Genomic DNA, 18,705 nt, shown 5'->3' with positions numbered 1-18,705 from the left:
TTGGGGGGCGCGAGGGGAGGCAATAATCCGGCCATTTTTAGGGGGGGTGGGGTGGCGGCAACAGCCGTGGCTGCCACGGGACTCGCGGCAACGGGTTGGGGCACGGCGGCGGGGGTGGCGGTTGCAGCAGAGGCGGCTTTTTGTTTGGCCTGTTCAATTTCCCCTGGAGTTTCTGCGATTAAGGCAATGGTATTTCCCACGGGGGCGGCTTCTCCGGCTGGAGTAATAATTGTGGCTAGATACCCTTCATAGAAAGATTCCACATCCATATCCGCCTTATCCGACTCAACGATCAAAACCGTTTCGCCCTTTTCAATTTTATCACCTGGGGATTTTTGCCAAGAAACGATTTTACCCTCGGTCATGGTGGAACTCAGGGCGGGCATAAAAACTTCATGAATGGCCATAAGCGTTAGAAGAAATAGAGTTCAAATGTTATCAATAGGGGTTGAGTTTTGACTGTTAACGGTTAACAGAAGACCGTTAACCGAAACCTTTTAAATATCGCCGCGAATTTCTTCGATTACACCATCTCGTAAAAGAATTTCCACTTGCATTTTGGTAATCAAATTGTCGCCTTCTACCACAGTAAAAATACTTTCAATTTGTCCTTGAACAACTTCTTGTTCCAGTTCTAAGGTTTGCACCTGTTGGAGTTGTTGCAAGTTTTGATTTTTCTGCTCTAAGAGTTGACTTTTTCGTTCATTCACCTCAACTTGGATACTGTCTACTTTTTGCATCGCATCGGGGCCAAGGGGTTGCAGGCTTTGGCGTTTAATTTCCGCCACCATGCGTTGTCCTTGCATTTCTAACTGTTGCAACTGACTATCAATTTGATTAATTTGGACTTGAAGTTGCTCTTGGGCTTCGTTTTTCCAACGGGGTGTGACCACCGCCTTCACATTAATCGGTCGTTTCAACAGTAATTGTTTGAGATTGTCCATAGGTGGTTATGCTGTGTCCGTTATTAGTCCGCCGTCACCCGCGCAACGTAGGGGTAACGCAAACGGTCACCCTTACACAATCACAAAGAGGTTTAGGAAGGTAATCACCGTGAGTTACCTATTTCGATTCAACTTGGCAGAGGGAGTAGAGACACTCAATCGTTAGCGGGTGACGGTTTCATACATTTTGTTAATCATATCGCGGTAATGTTCCATTACAACGGGGCGTTTGACCTTCAAGGTTTGGGTTAACATTCCGTTTTCCATGGAAAAGGGTTCTGCCAATAACTGAAATGGGCCAATGCGATCATCAATTCGATAACTCGGACGGTTTTTAACTTCGCGGTTGAGTTCTTCCCGGAACAGGTTTTGAACGGCGGGACTCTCTAAGGTTATTTCCTGAGTTTTGGTCACGGTTTCTTCAGGCAGTTTCAGGGTCAGATTTTGTCGAATTGCCCACTGTTTTAAAGCATCTAAATTCGGAACAATTAACGCTCCTAAATTTTTTTGATCCTGACCCACTAACATGATTTGATCAATATAGGGACTGCGTAAACAGGCATCTTCTATGGCTTGGGGTTCGATGTTTTCACCATTGGTTAAAACAATAGTATCTTTAGCTCGACCAGTTAATACTAAGTCATTTTGCGGGGATAACCAACCTAAATCTCCGGTATCAAACCAACCCTCTGGATCAATGGCTTTGGCCGTCGCTTGGGGATTTTCAAAATACCCGGTCATCACCTGGGGCCCCCGGGCGAGAATTAACCCGGTTTGACCACAGGGCAGAATTTGACGGGTTTCGGGGTCAACGATGCAGAGTTCGGTTTCCGGGATGGGTTTTCCCGATGATCCGCGTAAATTGTGCCATTCCCGACGGGCACTTAATACCGGAGATGTCTCTGTTAAACCATATCCGACTAATAGGTTAATTCCGACGATTTCATAGAAATCCTCTAAGTACATGGCCAAGGATCCACCCCCACTAATGGCAAATTTGAGTTGTCCTCCGGTGGCTTCTCGCACTTTTTGATAGACTAAGCGATCGCCGATAATTTGAAAGGGCGCGTATACCCAAGTTTTTAACTGAGCCAGAAGTTTTTCCCCAGCAGAAGCGGGCTTTAAATCTAAAGTTAATCCCTGGGTAATTCGACGGGCTAGAATATATTTTTCACTCAAGGAAAAGCAGAAATCAACAATTTTTTGTTTCTGGGCAGACTGTTCTCGAAATTGTTTTTGCGCGCTTTCATGAATCGCTTCCCAAATTCGAGGTACACTAATCATATAATGGGGTTTAAATTGCTTTAAATCCTGCTTAAAATAGCGAATATTGGTATAAACAACCGTACATCCTTGAGATAAACAAAAATATTGTCCGGTGCGTCCGAAGGTATGCCAAGTGGGAAGAATACTCAGAAATATTTCTCCGGGTTCGGGTTGGATCACATCGGGAATAGCATTAATTTGATGTAATAGGTTTTCATGGGTTAACATGACTCCTTTCGGTTGTCCGGTCGTTCCCGAAGTATAGAGAAGGGTAGCTAAGGTGTTTTGGTTAGATTTAGAAGGTTTGAGACTTGTCTGTTTTCCAGTTTCAATTAATTGATTAAAATTCAATACCGGAATAGTCGGTAAATCTCGGGAATTTGGCGTTTCATCCGATAATAAAATTACAAATTGAATCGGTAAATCTTCAATCTGCGATCGCAATTTTTTTAATAGGGAAAAGTTTTCGACAACCAGGGCGGTACTGCCACTATCTTTCAGAATATAAGCTAATTCTAAGGGGTCAGCGGTGGCCCCGCGCACCACATCGGCGGCTCCGGCGGTTAAAATTCCCTGATCCGCAATGATCCAACGGGGGCTATCATCAGAAAACAGAGCAATGCGTGGTGGTAGACCATCGGTTGTGGATTCTATACCTAAGTTTTGTAACCCCGTGGCAAATTGTTGAATTTTTTCCCACAGTTGGGAATAGCTCAGACGCAGTTCGGGTTTCCCGTGGGGGTCATCTAAAGCAATAATTTGACCAACATTTTGATCCAGAATTGGCCAGATTTCAGGAATAGATTGCACAGAAGAATAGAGGGAACGCCAGTGAGTTGAGTTAATCATAAAAACCTCGGGGGAAAAGGGTCAACCAATCAATGCAAGTTGCTGATGTATTTAGTATGTTTATGTTCATACATCAGTTTATCAGCTTTGGCTATCGATTCTTCCAGGGAACAATTATTATTGATATCGCAGGGTTGTATACCAATACTAATAGAAAGTTTATAGACTCGCTGGGAGTTTTGATTAAAAAAATCAATATTAGTTTGTAAGCGAGTTTTAAAATCCTGTGAATGGATTTCTTCACCCAAAAGAAATAGGGTAAATTCATCCCCACCGAATCGTGCTAAAATATCAGCATCCCGAAAAGTTTGCCGGAGAATTTGGGCAGCATCAACAATCACTTTGTCTCCTAATTCATGTCCCAGGGTATCGTTAATTTTTTTTAACCCATCTAAATCGGCAAATATCAGACAGCATTTATTTTTAGTGCGTTGTGCCGTTTTTAATTGTTGTTGGGCGAGTAAAAAAAAGCCCCGGCGGTTATAAAGTCCCGTTAATTCATCCCTTAAAGATAGCTGTCTAACTTCGGCTTCGGCTTTCAAGCGTTCTTGAATTTCCCGCTCTAACCGTTGGTTTTGTTCAATTAATTGTTGGTGTTGTTGTTGAATTAATAATTGATTTTTCACCCGGACTAAAACTTCCTGTTCTTGAAACGGTTTAGTAATATAATCTACCCCACCTAACTCAAAGGCTCTGACTTTATCTTCGAGTCTTTCCAAGGCACTCACAAAAATCACCGGAATTTGGGCTGTGGTTTCTGACTCTTTTAACTTTTGGCACATTTCATAACCGTTCATATCGGGCATATTAATATCTAGTAGAATCAGATTGGGTGGATCACGCTGCACCCCTTGAAGTGCCATTCTACCATTGAGAGATTTACGGACAATATAACCCTGGGACTCTAAGATTTTAGTTAACAATCGCAAATTATCAGGGGTATCATCCACAATTAAAATATTCGTTTGAGTCGCACTTTTGAGTGGAGTTGTCATGATCTTTCCCCTAAATCTGAGTCAGAATTGCGATCGCCTCTAGCTGAAAATTATCGACAAGAGAAGTCAGGGTTTCGATCAGAAATTGATGCTCCGGTGGAATTTCAGTAATCAGTTGAAAAATCCGGTGATCATTGAGATCCAGTGCTGCTTCATGGACTTGATTGATCCAGTCCGTGGACATGACTTTCAAGTCTGCTGAAGTTAGGGTTTTAGACGGGCTGGGGGCAGTTTCGGGGGCTACAGGTTCAGAATAGCGATATTCCAAACCCAAATATTGGGCCATTTTCTGAAACAATAGTTGCTCTCGGAAGGGCTTACTCATGTAGTCGTTACAACCCGCCGCCAGAGCCAGGCTACGATCACTCTGGGAGGCTTGGGCGGTAAGGGCAATAATAATACTGCTTTTCCCCTGTTCTATAGCTCTAATTTGCTTTGTCGCTTCATATCCATCCAAAACAGGCATCCGAATATCCATCCAAGTCAAATCAGGTTGCCATTCCCGCCATAGTTGTACGGCTTCGAGTCCATTACTGGCTTCTCTGACCTCCAATCCCAACTGGGTTAATAACCTGACCAACAATAGGCGATTTTCCTCTCGATCATCAACGACTAAAATTCGATGATGAGTATGACCTGGAGCCAACCCCAAGATCAGGCGATCGCTCTGTTCTGGGATGACCTCCATGTCATCACTGACGGTGACTCTGAGGTTAAAGCTAAAGGTCGTTCCTTCTCCTATTGTACTGCGAACGGAAATGTCTCCCCCCATCAGTTGCAGGAGTTTTCGGCTAATGGTCAATCCTAACCCGGTACCACTTACCGTTTGCTTTCCGGCTTTGGCTTGGACAAAGGCATCAAAGATGCAGTCGAGTTCCTCTGGAGCGATCCCAGCTCCAGTATCAGTCACCGCAAACTCAATCATAGATTGATGGGGAAGTTCAGTTTCCCCAAGAAGATGTCGCACCTGTAAGGTAATTCCTCCTTGACGGGTGAATTTAATGGCATTTCCCAGCAGATTAATTAAAACTTGACGCAGTTTTTGAGGATCGGTTTTAATAAATTGGGGAACATCTGGATTGATATTAAAACTCAGTTCCAGCCCCTTAGAACTAGCCCTTTCTGCTAACATATTTCGCAGAGAATGGAGCAAGTTAATTAAGTCAAAGTCAGTTTCTTCTAAGGTACAGTGTCCCGATTCAATTTTGGACAGATCCAAAACATCATTAATTAAACTTAAAAGGTGATCACCACTGCGTCGAATCGTTTGCAGGTCTTCTTGCAAATTGGGAGTCAGGGCAGGATCATGGGCCATGACCTGGGCAAATCCCAAAATCACATTTAAGGGAGTACGGAGTTCGTGACTCATATTGGCTAGGAAAATACTTTTAGCCAGATTCGCCTGTTCTGCGGCTTCCATTGCCCGTCTGAGGGCGATTTCTTTTTGTTTGCGATCGCTAATATCCCGACAAATACAAAAATGCAAAATCTCTCCGTATAAAATCACCCGACTGTAACTAATTTCCACATCATATTTAGAACCATCTTTGCGTCGATGTTTGGTTTCAAAAAGCGGCATCATGGTATCGCTATTCATGATAACTTGCAATTCTTCTTTTGTCCATTGAGCATCCCAATCTGCCAGATTTAAACCCAAAGTTTCTTCTAATGTATAACGGAGCATATGAGCAAAACCAGGGCTGGCTTGCACCACATTGCCTTGATGATTCATGACAACAATACCGTCCATTGAAGTATTAAAAATTGTTTTGGTTTGCAGCAGTTCTTTCTCTAATTGTAATTCGGCTTTTCTGCGTTCGGCTTCGAGTTTTGCTTTTTCACTAATATCCTTCATGAAGCAATAATGACCCGACAGTTGATGCTGTTCGTCGTAGGTGGCAATCATGACTAATTGTTTATAAAAAATCGAACCATCTTTACGAATACCAATGGTTTCTACCTCGACTCTACCCTCTTTTACCATCTGACCATAAGCGGCAATCAGTTTTTCTAATTCATCGGGATGTACGGTTTTTTGCCAAGGCATTCCAATCATTTCTTCTGGTTGATAAGCCGTAATTTGAGCGTAGGTTTTGTTAACATAAACATAACGACCTTGAACATCTAATTTAGAAATCCCAGATACGGCATTTTTCATAACTTCACTAAGTTCTTTGCGCTCGCCTTCGACTTTTTTCTTATCGGTAATATCTTCTGAAAAACAGAGTAAATATTGAGGCTGAACCTGTTCATCATAAACCGGAATTTTGGTCGTATGTAGCCAACGGGTTCCCATATTTAGGCTACTAATTATTTCTTCAGAAATATATACTGGACTCCCTTTTTGCAAAACTTCCCTATCTTTTTGATCAAAAAATTCCGCCTGTTCTCTAGGGAAGAAGTCATAAACGGTTTTACCGATAGCAGTTTCTGCGGAAATTCCAAATAACTGTTCGCTGGTTTTATTCCAAAACTGAAACTCCCCAAATTTTTCCGGCTGAATATTTTTAACAAAAACAGCAACGGGTAAATGATTCAGGAGGGCTTGTAAAAAATTACGAGTTTGTTGAATTTTATCTTCAGCTTCCTTGAGTTGGGTAATATCAACAAACATAATTATCACTTGTTTGAGTTGATGGTTAGAATCAAATTCACAGAAGGCATTGACTAAAACCCAAACTCGAGAAAGATTAACTCTATTAATTCCTAATACATAATCTTTAAAAGGCTGTTTTGTAGATATAATCCGATAGACCGGATACTCCTCAAGGGGCATTCTGGTTCCATCTTCCCTGAGAAAATACCATGCGGGATCAATTGCTGTTTTTCCCATCATTTGATCCATCGATAACCCTAATAACTCACAGGCGATCAAATTACAGACTAAAATTTTGGTATCTGCCCCATGAATTACAAACCCCAGACTTAAATTATTGATCAGTTCTCGATAACGGGATTCACTTTGCCCGAGAGCCGCTTCAGATTGTTTGCGTTCGGTGATATTTCGAGCAATCTTGGCAGCCCCAATTACAGTTCCTGTTTTGTCTTTAATCGGGGAAAGACTTAAAGAAACATCAATCACATTCCCATCTTTTCTAAGTCGCTTTGTATCGTAGTGTTTAATGTGTTCACCCTGGAAAATTCTTTGCAAAATTTCCTTTTCCTCATCGTTATCTTGTTGGGGAATTAGTTTTCGGATCGATTGTCCTACCATTTCCAAGGTACTATAACCAAAAACTATTTCTGCTCCTTGGTTCCAGCTTGTAACAATCCCTTCTAAATTTTTGCTGATAATAGCATCTTCTGAAGATTCCACAATTGCTGCGAGTCGAGTTAGGGCTATTTCTACTTGTTGGCGTTGATGTATTTCCCGTTGCAATTGGTGATTGATTTGCTGTAATTGATGGATTTGACGCCGACTGATTTGTACCAAATAAATTACTAATACGGATAACCAAACTAAAAATAATCCCCCAATTAGAACAACAATTGGTAAAGGAGTAGTTGCTTTTTTGATTAAGGCTGAAGTCGGGAAAACAACCACTTGCCAGTCAGCACCATAGGCTTTAACCACAACGGTTTTTTCCAGTCCGGTAGGAGGGGGCAGTCCGGGTTGAGCATAAATTAATTCTGTCCGATCATAAATCGCTACTTTATAGTCCGGTGACTCTCTCAAAATACTCTCGAATAGGGTTTGAAATTCAAAAACTCCAATAATAAATCCATCAAAGCGACTATTAATAAATAAAGGTACATTAGCCAAAAAACCTTGACCCCCTTGCACCAAAGAAATTCGATGAGTTAAAATAATTTGATTCAGATCCCTAGCTACTTTTAGGGTGATTTGGCGACGGGGTTCTTGATTAAGATTAATATTATCTATGATGTTATTTTTATCCCTTGATACCACCCAACTAACAATAAATTTAGGGTCAACCCATTCAATTCTTTGATAACCAGAAAAATTATTAATATAAGCCTTAGCATCGGCTTCCCAAAGTTCCTTGGAGGTACCCCCACTGACTTGCCAGCGATTCGCCATTTGCTGTAAGGTCAATATTCGAGTGGTGAGTTCTTTGCTGATTTGTAACTCAATGCTATTAGCTTCGGTGTTGATTAGTTGCTGAACTTGGAATTTTTGATTGAGGTATAGTCGTGCCACCAGAAAAAAAATTCCCACGGTCGCCAGTCCACCTAATAATAAAGGTAACAGTCGTTTCCACGGTGTTTGGCTGAGGATTTTCATAGTTGAAATGGGGAAAATCTCAAGGATTAGGAATGGTGAGGTTAATGGAGGCTTCAATCCCTTTAATTAAACAAGATAAAGGAATCACACCCGAAACAAAAACTAAATAACCTTTAACTGAATTATGACAGAATTCAAAGGTCGTATCAACCATTAAAACATAACGGACTTCATTTCTGCTTAACATTAGGGATTTGACTAAATCCGGTAAAGGTTCAATTTGGAACGTAGGCATGGAAAAGGTAAATTGACATCCCATTAAAGTGCCTAACAGACCAATATAGGAATTTAATAAAATATTGCCCGCTTCGGTTAAAACTTCACAAGCAGAAATATTCAAATAGACAATCTGATCTTTACTATTATGTCGGAGTAAATTTGTTAATTGAACCGCAAAAGAATAATTTAAAAGTAATAAAGCATCTCCACTAATTGAGCCTTTAAAGACTTGATGAATACTAACAACATCTTCCTTAAAATGCTGGGGAAATTGCAGAGTTAATTTACTCAAAGGAGATAAGGAAACCCCCGCAACTATCATCTTGACATCGGAACCAGTCAATTCTGATAGGGCCGTTGCTGTTGTCATGGAGAGAACCATTCTCATAAACTCGGATAACGCCATTTTTTGCTTTTCAGTGAGTAGCATTTATACACCTTTTTCGGTTGTTATTTATCAGTTAATCTCCTGTTTTCTCTGGCTATAAAACCTCTAAAATTGCCTGTGCCATATCAGATAAAGGAATTTGGCGATCGCTTAACCCCGACTCCACCACCGACCGAGGCATTCCGTAGACAATACAGGTTTCCTCTGATTCGGTAAAGATTGAACCGCCAGAAGACTTAATCCAGGCTGCACCCTGTTTCCCATCGGAACCCATTCCGGTCATCACAATTCCCAAAACCCGATTGCCATAAACCTCGGCCGCCGATTGAAACATCACATCAACCGAGGGACGATGGGGCATATCAAAGGGTTGGGCAGCTAAACGGGCCACCACATGATCGCCTTGACGTTTAAAGGTTAAATGACGTCCGGCGGGGGCGATAAAAACCATACCCGCAGAGATAATTTCCCCATCGGTTGCTTCTACCACTTTCAACTCAGATAATTGATCCAATCGTTCCGCATACATTTTGGTATAACCAATGGGCATATGTAAAACAATGGCGACGGGGATGGGAAAATTACTGGGTAACTGCGGAATTAAAAAGGCTAAGGCTTGGGGGCCGCCGGTGGAAATTCCAATCACAATTAAATCCGTAACACTCGTATGGGTTAGGGATTGAATTGGATGTGTTCGATCGGTAGACTTCGCCAAAAAGGGAAGGGGAAGACGCTTAAGGGGAACATTGGCGGCGGCTTTGACTTTATCAATTAATTCTTCCGCCAGTTCATACATTTTTTCTGTCGCTAAAGCCGTAGGTTTATGGACAAAATCCACCGCCCCCGCATCTAAAGCCGCTAAGACCATTTCCCCTCCTTCGTTGGCAATACTGACCACAATCACCGGGATGGGATGTCGTTCCATTTGTCGCCGCAGAAACTCCACCCCGTCGATTTTAGGCATCAATAAATCTAGGGTAATCACATCGACTTGATCCGCCATCTGTTCTAGTTTGTCTAGGGCTTCTTCCCCATCGTGAGCCGTTCCTACCACTTCAATAAAAGGACTGCGAGACAGCATTTGTTTAATCACTTTACGCACATAAGCTGAATCATCAACCACTAAAACTCGAATAATTTGACTATTCATTGTTATGCTCCTTGGTTATAAAAATTTAGATTTATACCTAACTATAAATTTAGCATTTTTGCTTTGATTTTGCGATTATTCTTTCTCATATTTTAGCTGAAGAAAAAGAGTTTTATTTTTTTTGTTTTGCATAGACAAATGACCCATCAATTTCCTGTAACTCAAAATTTGTTTTAAGTTTAAGTAATGATTCCGAAGCACTCAAAAACAAATAACCTGGGTTAAACATTCTTTGATAAAAAAAATTCACCGTCTTTGAAATAGAAGCCTCAGAAAAATAGATAAAAACATTCCGACAAAAAATAAAATGAGCTTGGGCTAAATATTGAATATCTGATTCTACCAATAAATTATTGACCGACCAATGAACTCGATTATGAATCAGAGGAGAGATCTGCCATTCTTCCTGATGAGCCGAAAAATATTTGGCTTTTAAGGATTCAGGAAAACCCCGAAAGGAGTAGGGTCGATAAACTCCCGATACAGCCTTATGAATTGCTCGCGAAGAAGCATCACTCGCCCAAATTTCAATCGGAATCCGTTCAAACCAACCCGCTTCATGTAAGGCGATCGCAATGGTTAAAGGTTCTTCTCCCGTTGAACAAGCCGCACTCCAGATCCGCAGGGGTTGACCGGGATAGGAAAGGTTATAAAACCGCTCTAAATATTTTGGTAACAACACCTCAACTAAAACTTTGATTTGGTCATACTCTCTCCAGAAATAGGTTTCCTGCACCGTTAAAGCATTAATCACTTCCTGCCATTCGACCGATGCTGATTGATCATATTTTAGCAAATAATAATAGTCTAAAAACGATTCTAAACCCAGTTCTTTTACTCTAATTGATAGCTTATCTGCTAACATTGTCTGTTTGGAAACACCATAAAACAATCCAGTCCGTTCATGGATTAGATCTCGTAAAATTACAAAGGTATTATCGCTTAAATCCAGAGGTTCTGAAGAAAATTTCATATCATAGTAGTAATCAGTAATCAGTCAGCAGTTATAGCAAAAGGCAATAGGGAATAGGCAATTGGCAATAGGTAAATACTTACTGTGAGCAGCTTTTAGCTTTCGAGAATGTCCTAATAGATGTGGCGACTGCTATATCAGTTATTAGTTATTAGTTGTTAATTGATAGTTACTTTTACATGATTTCATTTCTTTCACTGATAACTGTTGACTGTTGACTGATAACTCTTAACTGATAACTGTTAACTGTTAACTGATAACTGATTATTGGTGTATTCCTTTTTGAGCCGCTCGACGAACCGCGGCAGAAGCGTCATTCCGGGCTAATATTCCCAACTGTTCAGTGCAAGAACGATTACCCAGGTAGACCAAAGCGTTAACCGCAGCTAAACGGACGCTTTGATCCTGGTCATTCAAGGCACTAATTAAAATTTCCGAAGCAAAAGGATGTTTGAGGCGTTTGAGGACTTCCACCACCGCACAGCGAACCGCCGGATGGATATGCTTTAACCCCTGACTAATCCCCTCAATATAGTCCTCCTTGATGGTGGAATTATCCAAATTGCGAGAAGCCAAGGCTAAAATACAAGCCTCCCGACTGCTCGGATCAACCGATAATTCCAATAAAGCCGCGATCGCCTCAGAAGTTCCCATCCGCGAGAGGGACTCAATCGCCGCCTGAACCACTTTTTCCTCCGGATCAGCCGCAGCCATCCATTGCAAAGCCACTCCCGCCTCCTCTCCTCCCCGTTCTCGAAAGGCGTGGAGGGCATCCAAACGCCGTTCGGGATTCGTCGAATTCAAAGCCATCAATAACGGAGCCACCGCCTCGGGACTATCAATACGTCCCAAAGCAATCACCGCAGCCCTGGCCACATCCCCATCCCCGACATCAGTCCCCACCAAAGAAGTCAGCAGAGGAATGGCCCGTTCGCCCCCAATGTAACCTAAAGCCGAAGTTGCCGCCGCCCGCACAGGATAGGCAGAGTCAGTGACCACCAGACGCTGTAAAATCTCAAACACCGCCATCAGGGTTTCATCCTCAGCGATTACCAACTCAGTTAAATCCAGACGGCCAATCGAACGGGAGGCTTGATAGCGTACCCAAGAATCCCCATCCCGCAAAGCCGTCAATAGATGAGGGAGAACCACCGTTGTCTCCAAATCCCCCAAGGCGTGGGCAACGGCGGCCCGCACCGCGGGAACCTCCTCCCTTAAAGCCATCACCAAAAGGGGTAGAACCCGTTCATCCTCAATGTAGGGTAAATGCTCAATCGTCGCCCGTCGAACCTTCTCCTCCGGGTCATGGATACAGTTTAAGAGGGCTTCGATACACTCACTGAAGGCAAAATAGCCCGCAATCTTAACCGCCGACTCCCGAATAATTGGATCAGGGTCGGCGAGTAAATGCAGAATTCGTTCAGGTAAGGCAGGATGACCCAGGGAATTTAAGGCAGCGATCGCCCCCAAACGCACCGCCGAATCGGGATGTCCCAACAGATTCAACAAAGCCTCAAAAGCTCTAGCATCACCAATTTGGGCTAAAGCAGCCGTGGTCACCATCACCAATTCCGCATCCTCCCCGAGTAAATGGGTGAGGGCTGGCACCGCCTGATTGCTGCCAATCCGACCCAGTACCGTAATCACAGCCTTCCGCGTTTCCAAATCCGGGGCATCTAATTGGGCAATTAATAAGGAAGTGATGGAACTGCCAAACTTCACCAAAGCCTCAATAATCGGTTCTCGTAACTCGGCATTATTCAATAGTTCCGTCAGAGCAGCCGCCACATTTTTCCCATCCAACCATCCCAGAATCAGGGCAAGGGACTGTAATTCCTCGGAATTTGAGGTTTTAATCACATTGAGTAGGTTCTGAGTTCCTAGCTCATCAACGGCACGGCGGGTCAGATCGGCGATAAACGCTCCCTCCCCAAATTCCTTGTGATAGCGGTGATAAATCTTAGCTAAGGCGATCGCCAAACCCCCTGCCGAACAGGGAAAGTTGCTGCTATCCGGTTGATTCAGAAAAGCAGCCATGGGTGTAACCACCTCCGCATCGCCCAAGACCCCCAAGACCTCAGCCACCTGATTTCCCAGAAGTTCATCACTCAATAGGTCAACAATGCGAGAACCAATGGTGGTGTCTCCAATTTTCATCAGGGCTTCCAAAGCCGGGAAAGCCAAAAAGAAATCCCCAGAATGAGTAATTTCAACTAGCTTATCCACCGCCTCCGTCGCCCGCAGATGTCCCAGGGATTCAATCGTGTGATAGCGAACATTCACATTCGGATCGTCAAGCACCCGAATTAAAGCCGGAATAGCCCTGGGGTCGTGGCGCTCTCCCAAAGCTAAAGCCGTATAAATCCGTAAATCTGGGTCGGGGTCATTCAAACAGCCCACCAACGAAGGAATCGGATCAATATGGCTGAGAACCAAAACCTGAAGCACACTATTGAGAATATCGGGATTGCGGTGTTGTTCTCGCAGCAGGCGCAACAAATCCTGGGTTAAGTTCGGATCATCCTGCATAGCCAAGCTATCGACGGCTTCCCGACGCACCCGCCAATTCAGAGTTTTTTGGATTAATGGCATTAAACGTCCTGCGATAGAAAGATCTCCAATTTGCATCAGGGCATCTAAAGCAGGAAACGCCAGGAAAAAGTCTTGGGATTGAGCAATTTCGAGCAGGGGATCAATGGCGTCTCTCGCTTTCAAACGTCCTAATGCTTCAACGGCATGATAGCGAACATTGGTATCCGTATCAGCTAAGGCTAAAATCAGGGCAGGAACGGCTCTTTGGTCGTCCCGTTGTCCCAGGGCTTGGGCAGCATAAATTCTAAGTTCCGGGTCAGAGTCGGTGCAACACTCAATTAAGGTTGGGATTAAATCCACCCGACTGAGTGCCAAAACCTGAATCACACTATTAACAATTGTGGCATTGCGGTGTTCTTGACGCAAAAGCCGTAACAATTCCGTGTTAATTTCTGGGTTGTAACTGGCAGTTAACTGCTGCACCAGTTCCTGTCTAATCTGCCAATTGTTTTCTTGCAGGGCGTTCATGAAGTCGGTGGTGTTAGAAGATACACCTTGGCTGAGGTTCTCGGACACCGAAAACAGTAAATTCTGATGCTGTTCGTTCGTCAGCCTAGAATAAGAAGCATCAAAGGCTGACGAACTTTCCCCCCGTGGATAAATTTGGGAAAGATCCGCCTCCCGTTCCCGTCGAACCGTCACATCCTCGATGGTGACAATGGTTCCGACAATCATATTTTTTTCCCGCAGGGGGGTAATAGTAACCCGTTGCTGCATATATTGAAAGTGCTTAGACGAGATCAGGGGGGGACAGGGAATCAGGTATTGGTGGAAAGCTGGAGCCATGGTTTCCACCACTCCCTGAGTGAGTACCCGTTGAAATCGTTCTAATAAACCCCGTTGTTCTAAATCAGGAATTAGATCGGTAATTCGTTGGCCACAACTAATGTCTGCACCAATTCCGGTCAGTTCCAATAATCGGGAATCCCAGGAACGGATGGTTAAATTTATATCGGTTGTAAAAATACCAATAGTCATATTTGTTACTGAGGTGTCTTAGCTAGTAGTGAGGTGTTCACGCCTCAATCTGGTATTGAGGTGTTTACGCCTCAATCTCTCCTTGCCTAATATGTTAAAGATAGCCCTGAAGGGCTTACTACATTGAAGTTAGGGTTTGGGAGCGGTCTAGGAGAGTTTGTACGGCAGCCATAATAGTTTTGGCACTTTGTAGATGACGTTGACTGATTTGGCCAAAACTCTCTAGGCCTTCTAGGACTTGCATCGAAAGATTAGAATGTTCAACATTTGAACTCCGAATTAAATTAATTTTCTGGGTAATACTCTGAATCGCTTTTTTCATCTGTTGAATCGCCTTCGACTGTTCCCTCATCGCCGTTGCCACCTGTTCCGACTGGATTCGCACATTATCAACGGCCAGAGTTACCTGAGAGGCAATCGTTGCCTGTTCCGTCATATCCTTAGTCACACTATTAATCAGAGTCGCCAGTCGTTCTGCCTCCTTCGAGATTTGATCGACCGCCACCGACTGTTCTCGGATCGCCCGGGAAGTGGTCATCACCCCCCGCCGCATCGACTCCACCGCCTGCATGATTTGAGAAGCCCCCTTATTTTGTTCAAAGGTAGCCTTGCGCACCTGTCCGGCTAAATTTGTCGTATTTTGAGTCGCTTTAATCACCTCCCGGGCTGCCCGAGCCTGTTCATTCATCGCCTGGGTGACTTGTTTAGCGATTTGTTGCATTTGTCGCGTCGAAACCACAATCCCCTGGGCGGTTTTCGATTGCTCTATCGTAGCTTTAGCCACCTCCCTAGCTTGGTTAGCCGTTGTATTAATCGAATTAACTACCGTTTGACCTGCAATCATTTGCTCCTCAGAAGCCACCGCAATTTGACTCACCAATTGGGTCGTTTTTTCAATCCCCGATAGAATTTTTTTCAGTCCACCCAATCCCTCCTCTGCTAAACCGCCGCTATCTTCGGCAACCCGTAGACCTTCATTGGAAGTATTCACCGCATCTTGAGCCACCACTTGCAGAGCCTTGATAATTGCCGCAATATCCGATGTCGCTTGGGCAGCGCGATCGGCTAAATTTCTAATTTCCTCAGCCACCACCGCAAACCCCCGACCCGCATCCCCGGCCCGCGCCGCCTCAATCGAAGCATTTAAAGACAATAGGTTAGTCCGTTCCGAAATTAAATTAATCGTATCGACAATACTACTAATTTCATTGGTACGTTTGCCCATATCCCGAATTACATCGGAGGATTTCACCATGGACTCCCGCACCCGACCTAACCCTTGAATCGCCTTTTCCACGGTTTTACCCCCCACCTCCGCATCCTGCATCACCTTGCGGGTAATTTCATCGGCCTGTTGGGTGAGGGTGCTAATCGAACGAATCGAGCGATCCAACTGTTCGGCGGAGATAGCGGCATTGGTGGCGGCTTCGGTAATTCGTTCCGCATTTTGGGCTACCCCCACCACGGATTGTGCCATTTCCTCCATGGAGGTGGAGACTTCCTCCACGGTGGCAGCTAAATTTTCGGTAGTAGCGGTGACTTGTTCAATCGAGGCGGCCATTTCATTAATTGAAGCCGTGGTTTGTTCCGAAGCAGCGGTTAAGTCATCGGCGTTTTGGGCAACTCCCCCAATGGAACTGGTCATTTCCTCAATCGAGGCGGCGGTTTGGTTGACAGCGGCAGCTAAACTCTCCGTATCCGCACTCACACTTTTAATGGAGGCGGCCATTTCCACCATTGATGCGGTGACTTGAGAGGCTGAAGTTGCCATTTCCTGAGCACTCCCGGCCACATTATGGGTGGAAACGCTACTTTGTTGGACTGAAGTAGCCGTTTGTTTCACCACCGTTGCCAGTTCGTTACTACTGGCGGTGACTTGTTCAATCGAGGCAGCTATTTCATTAGTCGAAGACACTAATTCTTCCCCTAAAGTCTCAACGGATTGGCTCTGGGAAACCGTTTGCTTTAATAGGGCGACCAGGGTTTGAACTCCCGTGCAATTCTCCTGTGCTAAGCGACCTTGGGATTCCATTCCCAAACTTAGATGTTCGGTATTTGCTAGTAGATCCTGGGTTTTAATCAGGATTTGCTGATTTTCCTCCCTCATCTGTTCGACTATCCGATCAGATACCATAGAGCCGTTGCTTTTTGATGAACTTTTGGAGGAATTTTTGTCATCTTTTTGTTGTTTACTGTTAATTTTAGACATGATTTTTTCCTCAGTGGTTTATATTTATTAGTGGTTTTTTATATGGGGTCGTAATTCCTCAGTCAATCCATTAACTTTGATACTGCTGAGGTGTTTACGATTCTCTCTTTTGACTAAACATTTAGCATAACTCAGTCCTGAAACATCACAATTTTTCATTCCGTTTCCCCCCGACCCCCATGGAACCTGTACTGAATTCAGAGATGGGTTGTTGACGTTTGATTTTAAAGTCCTCGGCGACCGATTCGTCATTGAATAATTCTTCAACATTGAGAATCAGGACAACTCGTTTTTCCAGGGTGGCAACCCCGGCTAAATACCGACCGCTTAAATGGGACATTCCCTCGGGGGGAGGTTGAATGATGTCTTCTGATAGGGCTAAAAATTCCCGGGCGGTATCGACAATCACTCCGACGGTACGATGATTAGTCTGAATCACTATTAGACGGGTTCGCAGATTATAGGCGGTTTTCTCTAGTCCAAATCGGACTCGTAAATTAATCGCCGGAATCACTTGTCCTCGGGAAAATACTACCCCCTCCACAAAGGGTAGGGTATTGGGAACGGGGGTGATTTGTTCGATCATTTCCATTTGCTGCACAACTTGAGAGGAAATTCCATAGGTTGTGTCAGCTAGTTCAAATAAGATATAGGTTTGAGTGGAAGTCGTAATGTCTGACATTTGACTGTTCAAGGGGTGAGATGTTGATGGTTAATGGTTGTTGGTGAGCAGCAGCGATCGTGATCGGGTTGTACCTACGGTTGAACATCGTAGGACGGCGGCCACATCTAAAATTAAAACGACGCGCCGATCCCCGAGTTCTGTTGCTCCGGCGATTCCCATTACTTGGACTAGGGGATCGGTCAAGGGATTCACCACAATTTCCCTTAATCCTGTTACCCGATCCACCACCAGAGCGANTTGCGATAACTAACAATTTCGTTATGCTCAAGGGCAATAATTTGTGATCTAGAAACTTCTAGCACTTCCTTCACGGTGGTTTGACGAATGGCAAAGGTTTGTTCCCCAACGGTGATAATTAGGGCATCTGTAATTGATAGGGTCAGGGGCAGTTGAATGGTAAAGCGAGTTCCTTGACCTTTATGGGTTTGTAAACTCAAAGAACCCCCTAATTCCTGAACTGTATTTTTCACAATCGCCATTCCTACCCCCCGTCCCGAGATTAAATCCGCTTCCGTTTTTGTGGAAAATCCGGGGGAACACAAAATATCTAATAAGACCATCATATTATAGGGTTCGGGCTTTCCAGTTTCCCTGATTTCATCGACGATCTGGCTATCGATTCCAGCTCGCTCAATGACAGTTTCAAGATCAACACCGCGACCATCGTCTTCAATTTCAATAATCACGGTTTCTCCGGCGGTGATGGCCTTGAGGGTGATGGTTCCTTGGGGTGGTTTTCCGGCGGCGGAACGTTCGGCGGGGGATTCAATCCCATGACTCACGGAATTTCGGACTAAATGGAGCAGGGGATCGAGCATTCGCTCCACAACGAATTTATCAATTTCGGTTTCCTGGCCGCTAATCTCTAGGGTGACTTGTTTTTCACTGGCCCGCACTAAATCCCGCACGACAAATTGCATCCGGGCAAAAATTTCGCCAATGGGAACTAAACGGACTTGCATCACTCCCTGACGCAAATCTCTTAATTGTCGTTCGAGCATGAGGTTGATTTCCTGTAGGGCTCGGGTTTGGGGAGCCTTCAGATAAGTGGCGATCAATTGCAGATAATCTTCTAAACGACCACGACTAATCACTAAATCTCCGACCATGCGCATCAAGTCATCCAGTTTGGGTAACTCGACACGCACGACGTTGGAGGAGGGAGAGAGGGGGATGGAGGCAGGGGGGACGGGGGGATTAGGGGGAGCGGG

13 protein-coding genes are annotated in these 18,705 nt (G+C 44.2%); all 13 read right to left on the bottom strand.

Annotation, left to right across the window (positions count from 1 at the left end; translation table 11 throughout):
- Positions 1-386 (bottom strand): biotin/lipoyl-containing protein (locus PL11201_RS24610; RefSeq protein WP_369821852.1); only part of this gene is annotated, 386 nt, incomplete at its 3' end.
- 111 nt (positions 387-497) lie between these two features.
- Entirely contained in the window at positions 498-944 is a 447-nt protein-coding gene (locus PL11201_RS24605; protein ID WP_079681473.1) for a YlqD family protein, read from the bottom strand.
- A 162-nt stretch (positions 945-1,106) separates the two neighbouring features.
- A complete protein-coding gene (locus PL11201_RS24600) occupies positions 1,107-3,059 on the bottom strand; it encodes an AMP-dependent synthetase/ligase (RefSeq protein ID WP_079681472.1) in 1,953 nt (650 codons plus the stop codon).
- Positions 3,060-3,088: 29 nt separating this feature from the next.
- A complete protein-coding gene (locus PL11201_RS24595; RefSeq protein ID WP_079681471.1) occupies positions 3,089-4,054 on the bottom strand; it encodes a GGDEF domain-containing response regulator in 966 nt (321 codons plus the stop codon).
- Between the two features lie 10 nt (positions 4,055-4,064).
- Positions 4,065-8,300 carry a PAS domain S-box protein gene (locus PL11201_RS24590; protein WP_079681470.1) on the bottom strand — a complete coding sequence of 1,412 codons (4,236 nt, stop codon included), beginning with the start codon at positions 8,298-8,300 and terminating at the stop codon, positions 4,065-4,067.
- A 19-nt stretch (positions 8,301-8,319) separates the two neighbouring features.
- Positions 8,320-8,949: a hypothetical protein gene (locus PL11201_RS24585; protein ID WP_079681469.1), complete on the bottom strand. Its 630-nt coding sequence runs from the start codon at positions 8,947-8,949 to the stop codon at positions 8,320-8,322.
- A gap of 52 nt (positions 8,950-9,001) precedes the next feature.
- Complete coding sequence (locus tag PL11201_RS24580) at positions 9,002-10,057, bottom strand: protein-glutamate methylesterase/protein-glutamine glutaminase (RefSeq protein WP_079681468.1); 1,056 nt, start codon at positions 10,055-10,057, stop codon at positions 9,002-9,004.
- A gap of 112 nt (positions 10,058-10,169) precedes the next feature.
- Entirely contained in the window at positions 10,170-11,030 is an 861-nt protein-coding gene (locus tag PL11201_RS24575; RefSeq protein WP_079681467.1) for a CheR family methyltransferase, read from the bottom strand.
- 264 nt (positions 11,031-11,294) lie between these two features.
- A complete protein-coding gene (locus PL11201_RS24570) occupies positions 11,295-14,600 on the bottom strand; it encodes a HEAT repeat domain-containing protein (protein ID WP_079681466.1) in 3,306 nt (1,101 codons plus the stop codon).
- Between the two features lie 118 nt (positions 14,601-14,718).
- On the bottom strand, positions 14,719-16,809 hold the full coding sequence (locus PL11201_RS24565) for a methyl-accepting chemotaxis protein (protein WP_079681465.1): 2,091 nt from the start codon (positions 16,807-16,809) through the stop codon (positions 14,719-14,721).
- Positions 16,810-16,954: 145 nt separating this feature from the next.
- The gene (locus PL11201_RS24560; protein WP_079681464.1) at positions 16,955-17,491 is read right to left on the bottom strand and encodes a chemotaxis protein CheW; all 537 of its coding nucleotides are present in this window, start codon (positions 17,489-17,491) and stop codon (positions 16,955-16,957) included.
- A 30-nt stretch (positions 17,492-17,521) separates the two neighbouring features.
- Positions 17,522-17,689, bottom strand: a complete 168-nt coding sequence (locus PL11201_RS27235) for a hypothetical protein (RefSeq protein ID WP_234996830.1) — start codon at positions 17,687-17,689, stop codon at positions 17,522-17,524.
- Positions 17,690-17,706: 17 nt separating this feature from the next.
- A partial coding sequence (locus PL11201_RS24555; protein WP_234996829.1) for a chemotaxis protein CheA occupies positions 17,707-18,705 on the bottom strand: 999 nt, incomplete at its 5' end.

The sequence above is a fragment of the Planktothrix sp. PCC 11201 genome (genome assembly GCF_900009135.1).
Lineage (GTDB): Bacteria > Cyanobacteriota > Cyanobacteriia > Cyanobacteriales > Microcoleaceae > Planktothrix.
This window is presented reverse-complemented; position numbering and strand designations above follow the sequence as displayed.